Annotated in this window: 15 protein-coding genes, 1 tRNA gene and 2 pseudogenes; 5 read left to right on the top strand and 13 right to left on the bottom strand. The window is 72.2% G+C overall.

The window, feature by feature from the left end; genetic code table 11:
• Both G3I41_RS26725 and G3I41_RS26720 read left to right on the top strand, forming a co-directional pair.
• A pseudogene (locus G3I41_RS26725) lies at window positions 1–393 on the top strand (hydrolase); the annotation flags it as partial.
• Window positions 394–427: 34 nt separating this feature from the next.
• Window positions 428–1,084 carry an SDR family oxidoreductase gene (locus G3I41_RS26720; RefSeq protein WP_164402929.1) on the top strand — a complete coding sequence of 219 codons (657 nt, stop codon included), beginning with the start codon at window positions 428–430 and terminating at the stop codon, window positions 1,082–1,084.
• 49 nt (window positions 1,085–1,133) lie between these two features.
• Here the strand turns inward: G3I41_RS26720 and G3I41_RS26715 are convergent.
• Window positions 1,134–1,215: transfer RNA gene (locus G3I41_RS26715), tRNA-Tyr, on the bottom strand.
• Window positions 1,216–1,407: 192 nt separating this feature from the next.
• Between G3I41_RS26715 and G3I41_RS26710 the strand changes: the two genes are divergently transcribed.
• The 3 genes from G3I41_RS26710 to G3I41_RS26700 all read left to right on the top strand — a co-directional run bounded on the left by G3I41_RS26710 (window position 1,408) and on the right by G3I41_RS26700 (window position 3,221).
• Window positions 1,408–1,896 (top strand): YajQ family cyclic di-GMP-binding protein, encoded by a 489-nt coding sequence (locus tag G3I41_RS26710; RefSeq protein ID WP_018519335.1) that lies wholly within the window; start codon window positions 1,408–1,410, stop codon window positions 1,894–1,896.
• 145 nt (window positions 1,897–2,041) lie between these two features.
• Window positions 2,042–2,548, top strand: a complete 507-nt coding sequence (locus tag G3I41_RS26705) for a methylated-DNA--[protein]-cysteine S-methyltransferase (RefSeq protein WP_164402928.1) — start codon at window positions 2,042–2,044, stop codon at window positions 2,546–2,548.
• A gap of 13 nt (window positions 2,549–2,561) precedes the next feature.
• The gene (locus tag G3I41_RS26700) at window positions 2,562–3,221 is read left to right on the top strand and encodes an alpha-ketoglutarate-dependent dioxygenase AlkB (RefSeq protein ID WP_164402927.1); all 660 of its coding nucleotides are present in this window, start codon (window positions 2,562–2,564) and stop codon (window positions 3,219–3,221) included.
• A 2-nt stretch (window positions 3,222–3,223) separates the two neighbouring features.
• Here G3I41_RS26700 and G3I41_RS26695 read toward each other — a convergent pair whose 3' ends face one another.
• The 12 genes and pseudogenes from G3I41_RS26695 to G3I41_RS36525 form a co-directional block, all read right to left on the bottom strand.
• Window positions 3,224–3,496, bottom strand: coding sequence for a GlsB/YeaQ/YmgE family stress response membrane protein (locus tag G3I41_RS26695; RefSeq protein ID WP_143626001.1), 273 nt, complete (start codon window positions 3,494–3,496; stop codon window positions 3,224–3,226).
• Window positions 3,497–3,587: 91 nt separating this feature from the next.
• Window positions 3,588–3,980 carry a YccF domain-containing protein gene (locus G3I41_RS26690; protein WP_164402926.1) on the bottom strand — a complete coding sequence of 131 codons (393 nt, stop codon included), beginning with the start codon at window positions 3,978–3,980 and terminating at the stop codon, window positions 3,588–3,590.
• A complete protein-coding gene (gene htpX / locus G3I41_RS26685; protein WP_164402925.1) occupies window positions 3,977–4,840 on the bottom strand; it encodes a zinc metalloprotease HtpX in 864 nt (287 codons plus the stop codon). The genes G3I41_RS26690 and htpX overlap by 4 nt, the downstream gene beginning before the upstream one ends.
• A gap of 198 nt (window positions 4,841–5,038) precedes the next feature.
• A complete protein-coding gene (locus G3I41_RS26680; protein WP_164402924.1) occupies window positions 5,039–5,503 on the bottom strand; it encodes an MscL family protein in 465 nt (154 codons plus the stop codon).
• A gap of 116 nt (window positions 5,504–5,619) precedes the next feature.
• Window positions 5,620–7,137, bottom strand: a complete 1,518-nt coding sequence (locus G3I41_RS26675) for an NADH-quinone oxidoreductase subunit N (RefSeq protein WP_164402923.1) — start codon at window positions 7,135–7,137, stop codon at window positions 5,620–5,622.
• The gene (locus tag G3I41_RS26670; protein ID WP_164402930.1) at window positions 7,134–8,684 is read right to left on the bottom strand and encodes an NADH-quinone oxidoreductase subunit M; all 1,551 of its coding nucleotides are present in this window, start codon (window positions 8,682–8,684) and stop codon (window positions 7,134–7,136) included. Before G3I41_RS26670 ends, G3I41_RS26675 begins: the two co-directional genes overlap by 4 nt.
• A gap of 27 nt (window positions 8,685–8,711) precedes the next feature.
• Window positions 8,712–10,712 (bottom strand): NADH-quinone oxidoreductase subunit L, encoded by a 2,001-nt coding sequence (locus tag G3I41_RS26665; protein ID WP_164402922.1) that lies wholly within the window; start codon window positions 10,710–10,712, stop codon window positions 8,712–8,714.
• The gene (nuoK, locus tag G3I41_RS26660; protein WP_164402921.1) at window positions 10,709–11,140 is read right to left on the bottom strand and encodes an NADH-quinone oxidoreductase subunit NuoK; all 432 of its coding nucleotides are present in this window, start codon (window positions 11,138–11,140) and stop codon (window positions 10,709–10,711) included. The genes G3I41_RS26665 and nuoK overlap by 4 nt, the downstream gene beginning before the upstream one ends.
• On the bottom strand, window positions 11,140–11,754 hold the full coding sequence (locus G3I41_RS26655) for an NADH-quinone oxidoreductase subunit J (protein ID WP_164402920.1): 615 nt from the start codon (window positions 11,752–11,754) through the stop codon (window positions 11,140–11,142). Before G3I41_RS26655 ends, nuoK begins: the two co-directional genes overlap by 1 nt.
• A complete protein-coding gene (locus G3I41_RS26650) occupies window positions 11,751–12,332 on the bottom strand; it encodes an NADH-quinone oxidoreductase subunit I (protein ID WP_164402919.1) in 582 nt (193 codons plus the stop codon). Before G3I41_RS26650 ends, G3I41_RS26655 begins: the two co-directional genes overlap by 4 nt.
• Window positions 12,332–13,300: a complex I subunit 1 family protein gene (locus G3I41_RS26645; RefSeq protein WP_164402918.1), complete on the bottom strand. Its 969-nt coding sequence runs from the start codon at window positions 13,298–13,300 to the stop codon at window positions 12,332–12,334. The genes G3I41_RS26650 and G3I41_RS26645 overlap by 1 nt, the downstream gene beginning before the upstream one ends.
• Window positions 13,297–13,476, bottom strand: a pseudogene (locus G3I41_RS36525) (NADH-quinone oxidoreductase subunit C); the annotation flags it as partial. The pseudogene G3I41_RS36525 and the gene G3I41_RS26645, both read right to left, overlap by 4 nt.

The following is a 13,476-nucleotide window of genomic DNA, read 5'->3' as shown; positions in this document are numbered from 1 at the left end:
CGCGAGGCCGGGGTGCGGGTCGCGGCGGGCGGCGGGGCCCTGCGCGACCCGGCGAATCCGGTGGGGCGCGGCGACCCGCTGGAGGCGGCGTTCCTGCTGTCCTCGCAGGGCGGTCTGAGCCCCGAGCACGCCTACGCGGCGGTGTCCGCCGAGGCCCGGCACGTCATGGGGCTCCCCGGCGTCCGCGTCGAGGCGGGCTTCCCGGCCGAGCTGCTCGCCGTACGCGGGGAAGGGCTGGCCGGGGCGCTGTCGCTGGCGTACAGCCGGATCGTGGTGCACCGGGGGCGGGTGGTGGCCCGGACCAGCGCGGTGCGCGAGTACGGCGCCCCGGAGGCCGGCGGCGGGCCGGGTCTTCCCCGCCAGGGACGGCCGGAATCCACCGGCGGGCCGTGAGCGTCGCGGCGCGCTCCGGCGTACCGTCGGTCGTATGCGCATTGTCATCGCAGGTGGACATGGTCAGATCGCGCTGCGGCTGGAGCGCCTGCTCGCCGCGCGCGGGGACGAGGCGGCCGGCATCATCCGCAACCCCGGACAGGGCGACGACCTCAGAGCGGCGGGCGCCGAGCCCGTGGTGCTGGACCTGGAATCGGCCACGGTCGAGGAGGTCGCCGAGGTACTGCGCGGCGCCGACGCGGCGGTCTTCGCGGCCGGCGCGGGCCCCGACAGCGGCACGGCCCGCAAGGACACCGTGGACCGGGGCGCGGCCGTGCTCTTCGCGGACGCGGCGGAACGGGCGGGGGTGCGGCGTTACGTCGTGGTCTCGTCCATGGGCGCCGACCCGGACCACGCCGGGGACGAGGTGTTCGACGTGTACCTGCGGGCCAAGGGCGCGGCGGACGCGGACGTACGCTCCCGCTCCGCCCTGGACTGGACGATCCTGCGCCCCGGGATGCTCACCAACGACGCCGGCACCGGCCAGGTCCTCCTCGCCGCGTCCACGGGCCGCGGCCCGGTCCCCCGCGACGACGTGGCGGCGGCCCTGGTCGAACTCCTGGACACCCCGGCCACGGCGGGCCTGACCCTGGAGCTGATCTCGGGCAACGTGCCGTTGGCGGTCGCGGTGAAGGACATCGCGGGCAACTGACCGGCACGCACGAAGAAGGCCCCCGTTCGGAGAACGGGGGCCTTGCTTGTGGCGGCGCCAGGGTTCGAACCTGGGTAGGCTGAGCCGGCAGATTTACAGTCTGCTCCCTTTGGCCACTCGGGCACACCGCCAAGGGATGCCGCCTTCGAATCCCGGGTTTCCCGCGGTGCTCTCTGGCAACGACGTAAACAATACCTGATGACCGAGGGTGCTACGCCACCGGATTGTTCGGAGGCCCGTGCGGTCTCGGGTGGCTAGGCTTGACGCGGCCGCCGCGCCAGGTACGCACTTTCCAGCACCCCCGATCCAAGGAGCCACACGTCATGGCCGACTCCAGTTTCGACATCGTCTCGAAGGTCGAGCGGCAGGAGGTCGACAACGCCCTCAACCAGGCCGCCAAGGAGATCTCCACCCGATACGACTTCAAGGGCACGGACGCGTCGATCGCGTGGTCCGGCGAGAAGATCCTGATGCAGGCGAACGGCGAGGAGCGGGTCAAGGCCATCCTCGACATCTTCCAGTCCAAGCTGATCAAGCGCGGTATCTCGCTGAAGTCGCTGGACGCCGGTGAGCCGCAGCTGTCCGGCAAGGAGTACAAGCTGTTCGCCTCGATCCAGGAGGGCATCTCCCAGGAGAACGCCAAGAAGGTCGCGAAGATCATTCGCGACGAGGGGCCCAAGGGCGTCAAGGCCCAGGTCCAGGGCGAGGAGCTGCGGGTCACCTCGAAGAGCCGGGACGACCTGCAGGCCGTGCAGGCGCTGCTGAAGGCCCAGGACTTCGACTTCGACGTGCAGTTCGCGAACTACCGCTGAAGCGTCTGGTCCGGGCGCGGAACTTCTCGTTCCGCGCCCGGACTGCATGTCCGAATACCGCCGGTCCCGGCGGTTCGGGCGCAGCAGACTGGTCCGTGGCGGCCGGCGTTCCGGCCGGTCGTACGGACGAGGAGAGGGACCGGTCATGACCACGTACACGACGGTCGACAGCCCGCTGGGCGAACTGCTGCTGGTCGGCGAGCACCTGCCGGGCGCGGCCGAGGCGGCCCTCGTCTCGCTCTCCGTGCCCGGCCAGAAGGGCGGCACCCTCGTCCAGGACGGCTGGGTGTACGCGCCGGAGGCGTTCGCGGGGGCCGCCGCGCAGCTGCGCGAGTACTTCGAGGGGCGCAGGACGCGCTTCGACCTGGTGTACGCGCAGGGGCGGGGCACCGAGTTCCAGCGGCGGGTCTGGGCGGCACTGGACGCCGTTCCGTACGGCGAGACGGTCTCGTACGGGCAGATCGCCGCGCGCGTCGGCGCGAGCGGCGCCGGGGTGCGGGCGGTGGGTACGGCGATCGGGCGCAATCCGCTGCTGGTCGTGCGGCCGTGCCACCGGGTGATCGGTGCGGACGGCGCGCTGCGCGGGTACGCGGGCGGGCTGGAGCGCAAGGAACGGCTGCTGGGGCTCGAAGGGGCCCTGGCGGGGCGTTGACGGGGCACCGCTGATGGACGGGCTCTTCCCGCGGTCGCGTGCCGTCGTCGCGCCGGGGGCCGTGCACGTGCCCGACTGGCTGTCGCCCGAGCGGCAGCGGGAGTTGGTGGTGGCGTGCCGGGAATGGGCGCGGGGGCCCGTGCCGCTGCGGCGCACGGCGTTGCCGGGGGGCGGGGTGATGTCGGTGCGGACGGTGTGCCTCGGGTGGCACTGGCAGCCGTACCGGTATGCGCGTACCGCCGACGATGTGAACGGTGCTCCGGTGCTCCCTTTCCCCTCGTGGCTGGCGGAGTTGGGGCGGGCGGCGGTGGCGGAGGCGTACGGGCCGGGAGGCGGCTCGGAGGCGTACGCGCCGGATGCCGCGCTGGTCAACTTCTACGACGGTACGGCCCGGATGGGCATGCACCGGGATGCCGAGGAGCGGTCCGGGGCGCCCGTGGTGTCGCTCAGCATCGGGGACACGTGTGTCTTCCGGTTCGGCAACACGGAGGGCCGGGGCAGGCCGTGGACCGATGTGGAGCTGGCGTCCGGCGATCTGTTCGTGTTCGGCGGCCCGGCGCGCCGGGCGTTCCACGGGGTGCCGGTGGTCCGGCCCGGCACCGCCCCTCCGGGTACGGGAATGAGCGGTGGCCGGCTCAATGTGACGTTGCGCGAAACAGGGTTGAGCGGCTGACGTCAGCGGCGTTCGCGGGAGTTGCCGAAGAGCAGCCGGTAGGCGATCAGGAGGACCAGCGAGCCGCCGATGGCCGCGACCCAGGTCGCGGGGTCGAAGAAGTCCTTGGTGATCTCGCGGTCCAGGAAGCGCGACGATATCCAGCCACCGAGGAACGCGCCGACGATCCCTATGAGCGTCGTGCCCACCAGGCCGCCGGGATCGCGCCCCGGCAGCAGGATCTTGGCGATGACGCCCGCGACGAGCCCGAGAATGATCCAGCCGATAATGGTCATGCGTGCGAACCTACCCATCCCTCTTGTCCTGGGGGACAAGACGCCGGGGACGGGCGGGTGGTTGCCTGCGGCGGGCTGTGGGCCGGAGGGCCTACCAGCCGGCGAACTGCTCGTCGGTGCGCACGATCTCCTTGCCGAAGGGCATGAGCGACACCGGGATCAGCTTGAAGTTGGCGATGCCCAGGGGGATCCCGATGATCGTGATGCACAGGGCGATGCCCGTGGTGATGTGACCGAGCGCCAGCCACCAGCCGGCGAGGATCAGCCAGAGCACGTTGCCCACGCAGGACGGGCCGCCCGCGTCCCGGCGGTCGACCACCCGGTACCCGAAGGGCCACAGGGCGTAGACGCCGATCCGGAAGGCGGCCAGGCCGAAGGGGATGCCGATGATCGTGATGCAGAGCAGGACTCCCGCGAGCAGGTAGCCGAGGAACATCCAGAATCCGCAGAGGACCAGCCAAATGACGTTCAGAATGGTTTTCACGGGCGAGGACCTGCCATCTGCTCGAGTCGGGCGATGCGCTCCGCCATCGGCGGGTGGGTCGAGAACATCTTGGACATCCCCTGCCCCGCGCGGAAGGGGTTGGCGATCATCATGTGGCTGGCGGTCTCGATCCTGGGCTCCGGGGGCAGCGGGAGCTGCTGCGTCCCGGCCTCCAGCTTCCGCAGGGCGCCGGCGAGGGCCAGCGGGTCGCCGGTGAGCCGGGCGCCCGAGGCGTCCGCCTCGTACTCCCGGGAACGGCTGACGGCCAGCTGGATGACGGACGCGGCGAGCGGCCCCAGGATCATGATCAGCAGCATGCCGAGGAGCCCCGGGCCCTCGTCGTCGTTGGAGCGGCCGACCGGTATCAGCCAGGCGAAGTTGACCAGGAACATCACGACGGAGGCCAGCGCTCCGGCGACGGAGGAGATGAGGATGTCCCGGTTGTAGACGTGGCTCAGCTCGTGGCCGAGGACGCCGCGCAGTTCGCGCTCGTCCAGGAGGCTCAGGATGCCCTCGGTGCAGCAGACCGCCGCGTTGCGCGGGTTGCGGCCGGTCGCGAAGGCGTTGGGGGCCTGGGTCGGGGAGATGTAGAGCCGGGGCATGGGCTGGCGCGCCGAGGTGGAGAGCTCACGGACCATGCGGTAGAGCTGGGGCGCCTCGAATTCGCTCACGGGGCGTGCGCGCATGGCCCGCAGCGCCAGCTTGTCGCTGTTCCAGTACGCGTACGCGTTGGTGCCGATCGCCACCAGGAGGGCGACGATCAGGCCCGTACGCCCGAAGAAGCTGCCGATGACGATGATGAGTGCGGACAGGCCCCCGAGGAGTACGGCGGTTTTCAGCCCGTTGTGCCGGCGGTGCACGGTACGCCCTCCAAATCGTGCGGCAGGGGAGCCCTTGGCGAGTGGGGCCCCACCGCTCAGTGGAGCCTCCTGTACTGGTCAACGCCAGGCGGCGGGAGCGAGTTCCCCGGTGCGGACGGCCCGACGGCCCAGGCGGGCCCCGCTGTACGCGTGGGGCCCGGCTCTGGGCCGTCCGGGTGGAGGTGTGCGGCGCCGCGCTCAGCGCGGGGCGGGGAGCTTCGCGAGTGCCAGGGCCTCGGGGTCGGGCTCGACCTCGCTGGTGCAGTGGGCGCAGCGGGAGGCGATGGCCGGGATCGGGGTGTAGCAGCGGGGGCAGTCGCGCAGGGCGGCCTTGATGTCGACCGGCTCGTCGCCCTTCTTGGCGGTGAAGCGGTCCTGGACCTTGGCCATCGGCATGACGACGGCGAAGTAGAGCACCGACGCGGTGATGAGGAAGGCGATCGCGGCGGCGATGAACAGGCCGTACGGGAAGTCCACGCCGTCGACCACGAAGTGCGCCTTGCTGAAGTCGCCGGTGCCGCGCGTGATGACGCCGATGAGCGGCACGATGAAGGCGTTGCTGAACCCCGTGACGACCGCGGTGAACGCGGCTCCGACGGCGAGACCGACCGCCATGGAGATGACGTTCCCGCGCAGGATGAAGTCCTTGAACCCGCTCAGCACTGCTCTGGCTCCTTGTCATGGTGAGAACGTCGTACGCGTCGCAAGGCACCGACCTTGCCCTGTGCGGGTGGCCGGGGGCAAACCGATCTCGTCACCTTTCGAACAGGTGAACGACTTCAGAAGAGGTTGACGGCGGCGAATCTCAGGACGGTCTGCGGAGCACCCGACAGGACGACTCCGGCGGCGGTGGTGAGGACGATCGCCGCGGTGAGGGGCACCGGGACACGGTGCCGTACGGCGGGCACGGCCTCTTCCCCGTCCGCGGGCGCGCGGAACAGGGCGGCGGTCCACCGGAGGTAGTAGTACAGCGCGACGACGACGTTGACGGCCATCACGACGGCGAGCCAGCCCAGGCCCGCGTCGACGGCGGCGGAGAACACCGTGACCTTGGCGAAGAGCCCGATGATCCCCGGCGGCAGCCCGGCCAGGCAGAGCAGGAAGAACGCCAGCGCGAGGGCGGCCGGGGGCCGGGTGGCGTGCAGGCCGCGGTAGTCGTCGAGACGGTTGCCGGGGCGGGTACGGGCGACCAGGGCGGCCACCGCGAAGGCGCCGAGGTTCACGACGGCGTACATCAGGGCGTACGCGACGGTGGAGCCGATCCGGCGCTCCCCCGCGTACGCGGCGGCGGCCACGGGGACGAGCAGGTACCCGGCCTGCGCGACGGACGACCACGCGAGCAGGCGTACGGCGCTGTGCGCGCGGGAGGCGCTCTGGCGCAGCGCGGCGACGTTGCCGACGGTCATCGTGAGCGCGGCGAGGACCGCGAGGGCGGGACCCCACACGTCCGCGTACGCCGGGAAGGCGATCACGGTGACGAGGATGAGGCCGGTGAAGCCGACCGCCTTGCCGACGACCGAGAGGTAGGCGGCGATGGGCAGGGGGGCGCCGACGTAGGTGTCGGGCACCCAGAAGTGGAAGGGCGCGGCGGCCGTCTTGAAGGCGAAGCCGACGAGGGTCAGGGCGACGCCCGCCCCGGCGAGGGTGGAGAGCCCCGGGTCGACGTGGCCGAGGCGGCCGGCCAGGTCGGTGAGGTGGAGCGTGCCGGTGGCCGCGTACACGAAGCTGACGCCGAGGAGCATCACGGCGGTGGCGGTCACGGACGACAGGAAGAACTTCAGCGCGGCCTCGGAGGAGCGCCGGTCGCCGCGCTTGATGCCGACGAGCGCGAACGCGGGCAGCGAGGCGACTTCGAGGGCGACGACCAGCGTGGCGAGGTCCCGGGAGGCGGGCAGGAGCGCGGCCCCGGCGGCGGACGACAGCAGCAGGAACCAGAACTCGCCGGCCGGGAGCTTGCGGGTGTCGCCGAGGGAGAGCAGCGCCGTGAGCAGCGCGCCGCCGAGCACGAGGGCCTGGATGACCAGGGTGAAGTGGTCGGCGGTGTAGCTGCAGGCGTGGCTGCCCGTGGTGAGGCAGAAGGTGGAACGGTCGCCGTCGTGGAGCGGGACGATCAGGGCGAGCGCGGCGACGAGTCCGGCGACGGCCCCGTAGCCGAGGAGCGGTTTGCGGGCCTCGGTGACGAAGAGGTCGGCGACCAGGACGACGAGGGCGACGGCCGCGGCGGTGAGCGGGGGCGCGATGGCGAGCCAGTCGACGGACTGGACGAGGCTGGTGGCGCTCTCGGCCGCTGTGGTCACGACTTGCCTCCTGCGAGGAGCTTCTGCACGGCCGGGTCGGTGAGGCCGAGGAGGACGGCGGGCCACAGGCCGGCGAGGACGGTGAGGGCCGCGAGGGGGGCCCAGGCGGCGATCTCGTAGCTCTGGACGTCGGCGATGACCCGCGGCTCGTCGCGGTGCGCGCCCATGCAGACGCGGCGGACCACGATCAGGAGGTACGCGGCGGTGAGCAGGGTGCCGAACGCGGCGATCGACATGAACGTCAGGAAGGCGGGCCGGCTCAGCCCCTCGGCCGGGTCGAACGCGCCGAACAGGGCGAGCATCTCGCCCCAGAACCCGGCGAGCCCCGGCAGCCCGAGGGAGGCGACCGCGGCGAACGCGAGGAGGCCGCCGAGGCGGGGCGCGCGGCCGTAGAGGGCGGCGCCGGTGGCCCCGGCGAGGGTGTCCAGGTCGGCGGTGCCGTACCGGTCCTTGACGGCGCCGACCAGGAAGAACAGCAGGCCGGTGATCAGCCCGTGGGCGATGTTGGCGAAGAGCGCGCCGTTGACGCCGGTGGGGGTCATGCTCGCGATACCGAGGAGCACGAAGCCCATGTGGCCGACGGAGGAGTACGCGATGAGCCGCTTCAGGTCGCCCTTGGCGCCGGGCCGGGCGAGGGCCAGGCAGGCGAGCGATCCGTAGACGATCCCCGCGACGGCGAAGGCCGCGAGGTACGGGGCGAAGGTGCGCATCCCGTCCGGGGCGACCGGGAGCAGGATGCGGACGAACCCGTACGTGCCCATCTTCAGCAGGACGCCCGCGAGGAGCACCGAGCCGACCGTGGGGGCGGCGGTGTGGGCGTCGGGCAGCCAGCTGTGCAACGGCCACATCGGGGTCTTCACGGCGAGCCCGATCCCGATCGCCAGAACGGCGGTGACCTGCACGGACGAGGTGAGCCCGCGGCCGTTGTCAGTGGCGAGTGCCACCATGTCGAAGGTGCCGCTCTTCAGTCCGATGAGGAGCAGGCCCAGCAGCATGACGACCGAGCCGAGCAGTGTGTAGAGGATGAATTTCCAGGCCGCCGCCTGCCTCCCCGCACCGCCCCACCGGGCGATCAGGAAGTACATCGGGATGAGCACCATCTCGAACGCCAGGAAGAACAGGAGCAGGTCGAGGACGGCGAAGGTGGCGAGGGTGCCGGACTCCAGGAGGAGGACGAGCGCGACGAACGCCTTCGGGGAGGGGCCTTCGGGCAGCTTGAAGTAGCTGTAGAGCGCGCAGAGGAAGGTCAGCAGCGCGGTCAGTACGAGCAGGGGGAGCGAGATGCCGTCGATGCCGAGGTGGATGCGCACGTCCAGCGCCGGGATCCAGCTGATGTCGGTGGTGGCCTGCATCTTCGACGGGTGGTCGTGGTCGAAGCCGGCGGCCAGCACCAGGGTCGCCACGAGGATGACCCCGGTGACGGTCACGCCGTGGCGGAGCACGGCCTGGTCGGGGCTGCGGCCCTTCAGCCCGGGCGGTGCCGGGAGCAGGGCGGCGACGGCCCCGATGAGCGGGCCGACGACGACGAACGCCAGAAGGAACTGCATCACGGATGCGCTGATATCGATCACGGCTCAGGACCCCGCGTTGACGTTGGCGAAGACGACGGCGGCGACCGCCAGGACCAGGGAACCGGCCAGCAGTGCGCTGAGGTAGGTCTGCACGTTGCCGGTCTGGGCGCGGCGGACGGCCGTGCCGAGCCAGCGTGCGCCGGTGGCGGAGCCGCGTACGTAGGTCTCGACGACCTCGCGGTCCAGGAAGCGGACGAGGCGGGCCGCGGCCTGGACGGGGCGGACGAACAGCGCCGCGTACAGGGCGTCGAGGTGGAAGCCGGTGGCCGCGTGGCGGTGCAGGGGCCCGAGCAGCAGGCGTCCGGGGTCGGCGGGGTCGGGGGCGTCCCCGGCCGGGCCGTAGGCGGCGGTGCGGGCCTCGATGGCCTCGATCTCCACGAGGGCCGGTTCCGCGCCCGGGTGGGCGACGACGGAGCCCATGGGGACGCGGGCGGCGAGCGCGGTGGTGTGGCGCCAGGCCCCGTAGGTGACCAGCCCGCCGACGAGGCCGACGCCGGTGGACAGGACGGCGGTGGTCAGCGAGGGGACGAGGCGGTGGCCGTCGAACCAGTCGCCGATGACGCCGACGCTCAGCCCGAGGGCGATGGTCGGGACGGCCAGGACCCACAGGACGGCGGTCATCGCGGCGGGCTGCCTGCCGTGGTCGGGGGCCTCGGTGCCCCGGCCCCGGAAGGCGAGGAGCCAGAGCCGGGTGGCGTAGGCGGCGGTGAGCACGGCGGCCAGCAGCCCGGCGACGAGGACCGTCCAGCCCGCGGCGGCCGGGGCGACGTGCCGGTCGCCGAGCGCGGTGTGCTCGGCGGCGACGAGGACGGCTTCCTTGGAGAAGAAGCCGGCGAACGGGGGGATGGCGGCGAGCGCGAGCAGCGCGACGGTCATCGTCCAGTAGGCGTCCGGGATGCGGCGGGCGAGGCCGCTCATCCGGGACATGGCGGCCAGTGAGTTGGTGCCGGCGGCGTGGATGACGACGCCGGCCGCGAGGAAGAGGACCGCCTTGAAGGCACCGTGCGAGACGAGGTGGAAGACGGCGGCCCCCCGGTCGCCGACGGCCAGGGCGCCCGACATGTAGCCGAGCTGCCCGATGGTCGAGTAGGCGAGGACGCGCTTGATGTCGTCCTGGGCGAGCGCGGCGAGCCCGGACCCGACCATCGTGACGGCCGCCATCACGGCGAGGACGACCAGGGCCGCGCCGGACGCGGCGAAGACCGGGAGGAGGCGGGCGACGAAGTAGATCCCGGCGGCGACCATCGTCGCCGCGTGGATCAGCGCCGAGACGGGGGTCGGGCCGGCCATGGCGTCGGGCAGCCAGGTGTGCAGGGGGAACTGCGCGGACTTGCCCGCGACCCCGGCCAGGAGGAGGAGTGCGATGAGCGTCGGGTGATCGAGGCCGCCGTGGGCGACGGCGCCCAGGACGCGGGTGATGCGGAAGGAGCCGGTGTCGGCGGCGAGCGCGAACAGGCCGATGAGGAAGGGGACGTCGCCCAGCTTGGTGACCAGGAACGCCTTCAGGGACGCGGCGCGCGCCTCGGGCGTCTCCCAGTAGTGGCCGACCAGGAAGTACGAGCAGATGCCCATGACCTCCCAGCCGACCAGCAGCACCATCAGGTCGCCGGAGTAGACGACGAGCAGCATCGCGGAGGTGAAGAGGGAGACCAGCGCCGCGTACGAGGGATAGCGGGGGTCGTCTCGGAGGTACGCGGTCGAGTAGATCTGCACGCAGCCCGCGACCAGGGCGACCAGCACGGCGACGAGGACGGCGAAGCCGTCGAGGTGCAGCGCGAGGTCGACGGGGACGGAGCCGGTGGGGGTGAGCTGGGTCGCCGCGTCGATGGCCCGGCCGCCGCCCTGGCGCGAGGCGACCACGGCCGCGAGGACGAGCGAGACGAGCGTGGGCAGCACCGCGAGCGGGCGCACGTACGCGGGCGCGGTGCGGCCGAGGAGCAGACCGGCCGCCGCGCCCAGGAACGGGAGGAGGGGGACGAGGACGGCGAGGGTCGTGGTGGTCACGGGGTGGCCTCTGCCTTCTTTGCCTTCCCTGCCGCAGCAGTGGCCTGGTCTTCGGGGTCGGTGAGGGCGTCGGCGGGGGCGTCGTCCTCGTCGTCGCCGGCCGGGACGGTCTCGGCCTCGTCGGTCTCGGCGGTGTCGCGGAGGCGGTCGACCGCGGAGCTGCCCCGGTTGCGGTGGACGGCGAGGACGATCGCCAGGCCGATGCCGATCTCCGCCGCCGCGATGGCGATGGTGAACAGAGTGAGGGCCTGGCCGGAGTGGAGGCGGTCGCGGAGCCAGACGTCGAACGCGACCAGGTTGAGGTTGACGGCGTTGAGCATCAGCTCGACGGACATCAGGACGAGGATCGCGTTGCGGCGGGCGAGGACTCCGTACAGCCCGGTGCAGAAGAGGAGGGCGGCGAGCACCGCGGGATAGGCGAGGTGCATCAGCGGGCGTCCTTCCGGGGCGGGGTGGCGCCGGCCCGGTCCGGGGCCCGGCCGCCCTTGCGGGAGAGGACGATCGCGCCGACCAGGGCGGCGAGCAGCAGGACGGAGAGCGCTTCGAAGGGGAGCACCCAGTTGCGGAAGAGGAAGGAGCCGGTGGCCTTCGTGGAGCCCTGGGCGGGCCCGTCCAGCTCGATCCACGTCGTGCGGAAGGCGTCCACGACGACCCAGACCAGGGTGCCGGCGGAGGCGGCGGCCACCGCGAGGGCGGCCCAGCGGTTCTCCGAGTCGGCGTCCGGGGAACGGCCGATGGGGGCCCGGGTGAGCATCAGGCCGAACAGGAGGAGGACGACGACGGACCCCACGTAGATCAGTACCTGCACCCAGGCGATGAACTCCGCCGTGAGCAGGAGGTACTCGACGGCGAGGCCGCCGAGCGCCACGATCAGCCAGAGGGCGGCGTGCACCAGCTGCCTGGTCGTGACGGTCACCAGGGCGGCGCCGAGGGTGGCGATGCCGACGAGGACGAAGACGATCTCCACACCGGTCGGGGAGAGGAAGCCGGGGTGGTCCGCCGTCGCCGCGGCGAGGACGGGGCCTCCGAGGGCGGTGCTCACTCGTTGCCCTCCTGCGGTGTGTCGTCCTGCGCCCGCCGCGCCGCTTCCGCCTCCTGCTGGGCGCGGAGCTTGTCGGCCGTCTTGCGGGCCGCGGCGAGCTCCTTGGGTTCCTCGGCGCGCGGGTCGAGGGCGGGCGGTTCCGGGACCGTCCACATCCAGTCGCGCAGCTTGTCGCGCTCATGGGTGAGGTCCAGGATGTCCGTCTCCGCGTACTCGAACTCCGGCGACCAGAACAGCGCGTCGAACGGGCACACCTCGATGCAGATGCCGCAGTACATGCAGAGCGAGAAGTCGATCGCGAAGCGGTCGAGCACGTTGCGGCTGCGTTCACGGCCGCCGGGGGCCGCGGCCGGCACCGTCTCCTTGTGGGAGTCGATGTAGATGCACCAGTCGGGGCACTCGCGGGCGCACAGCATGCAGACCGTGCAGTTCTCCTCGAACAGCGCGATCACGCCGCGCGAGCGGGGCGGCAGTTCGGGCTGCACGTCGGGGTACTGGGCGGTGACGGTCTTCTTCGTCATCGTCCGCAGGGTGACGGCGAGGCCCTTGGCCAGACCTGAGCCGGGGATCGGGGGCACTAGTTGATCGCCACCTTCACGATGCCGGTGAGCGCGATCTGCGCGAGAGCGAGGGGGATGAGGGTCGTCCAGGCGAGCTTCTGCAGCTGGTCCTCGCGCAGCCGCGGGTAGCTCACGCGCAGCCAGATCACGACGAACGCGAGGATGCCGGTCTTCAGCAGGGTCCAGACCCAGCCGAGTCCGTCGGCGCCCAGCGGGCCGTGCCAGCCGCCGAGGAACAGGACCGTGGTCAGCCCGCACAGCACGACGATGCCGGCGTACTCGGCGAGCAGGAACAGCGCGAAGCGGAGGCCGGTGTACTCGGTGTACGCGCCGAAGATGATCTCCGAGTCGGCGACCGGCATGTCGAACGGGGGGCGCTGGAGCTCGGCGAGTCCGGCCACGAAGAAGACCAGGGCGCCGATGATCTGCCAGGGCAGCCACCACCACTCGAACGCGTCGAGGATGCCGGGCAGCGAGACCGTGCCCGCCGCCATCGCCACCGAGGCGGCGGCGAGCAGCATCGGCAGCTCGTACGCGAGGAGTTGCGCGGCGGTGCGGAGGCCGCCGAGCAGCGAGAACTTGTTGGCCGACGCCCAGCCGGCCATCAGGGAGCCGAGTACGCCCACGCCCATGACGGCGAGCACGAAGAAGATGCCCGCGTCGACGGCCTGGCCGACCGCGCCCTCTCCGGGGCCGACCGGGACCGCGACCAGGACGAGCAGGTACGGCAGGAGGGCCACGGCCGGCGCCAGGCGGAAGACCTTGCGGTCGGCGCCGGCGGGGACGATGTCCTCCTTCTGGGCGAACTTGACGCCGTCGGCGACGAGCTGGGCCCAGCCGTGGAAGCCGCCCGCGTACATGGGGCCGAGGCGGCCCTGCATGTGGGCCATGACCTTGTGTTCGGTCTGGCCGACGACGAGGGGGAGGACCATGAAGACGGCGAAGACGATGACGATGCGGAGGGCGACGTCCAGGGCGTCGGTCACTCGGAATCGCCTCCGTTGTCGGGGGTGGGGTGGTCGGGCCGGGCCGGGGGCCGGGTCTCCCGCGGGGTGTGCCACGGGGCGTCCGGTGTCTCCGGCGCGCCCGGCGCCTGCTGGCTCGCCGAGCCCTGGGAGGCGCTGCGGCTGCGGCGCGGGCGGGGTTCCGCCGGGGCCCCCGG

Origin of the sequence: Streptomyces sp. SID9727, from assembly GCF_010550605.1 — a bacterium.
In the GTDB taxonomy this organism is placed as follows: domain Bacteria; phylum Actinomycetota; class Actinomycetes; order Streptomycetales; family Streptomycetaceae; genus Streptomyces.
The sequence above is the reverse complement of the archived record's forward strand: the minus strand, read 5'-3'. Positions and strand labels throughout refer to the sequence as shown.

What these genes read in the sequence shown, in the direction of transcription:
- G3I41_RS26720 (WP_164402929.1), top strand. Translation starts at nt 428, where the DNA reads ATGCGCATTGTCATCGCAGGTGGACATGGTCAGATCGCGCTGCGGCTG.
- G3I41_RS26710 (WP_018519335.1), top strand. Translation starts at nt 1,408, where the DNA reads ATGGCCGACTCCAGTTTCGACATCGTCTCGAAGGTCGAGCGGCAGGAG.
- G3I41_RS26705 (WP_164402928.1), top strand. Translation starts at nt 2,042, where the DNA reads ATGACCACGTACACGACGGTCGACAGCCCGCTGGGCGAACTGCTGCTG.
- G3I41_RS26700 (WP_164402927.1), top strand. Translation starts at nt 2,562, where the DNA reads ATGGACGGGCTCTTCCCGCGGTCGCGTGCCGTCGTCGCGCCGGGGGCC.
- G3I41_RS26695 (WP_143626001.1), bottom strand. Translation starts at nt 3,496, where the DNA reads ATGACCATTATCGGCTGGATCATTCTCGGGCTCGTCGCGGGCGTCATC.
- G3I41_RS26670 (WP_164402930.1), bottom strand. Translation starts at nt 8,684, where the DNA reads ATGCAGTTCCTTCTGGCGTTCGTCGTCGTCGGCCCGCTCATCGGGGCC.
- nuoK (WP_164402921.1), bottom strand. Translation starts at nt 11,140, where the DNA reads ATGCACCTCGCCTATCCCGCGGTGCTCGCCGCCCTCCTCTTCTGCACC.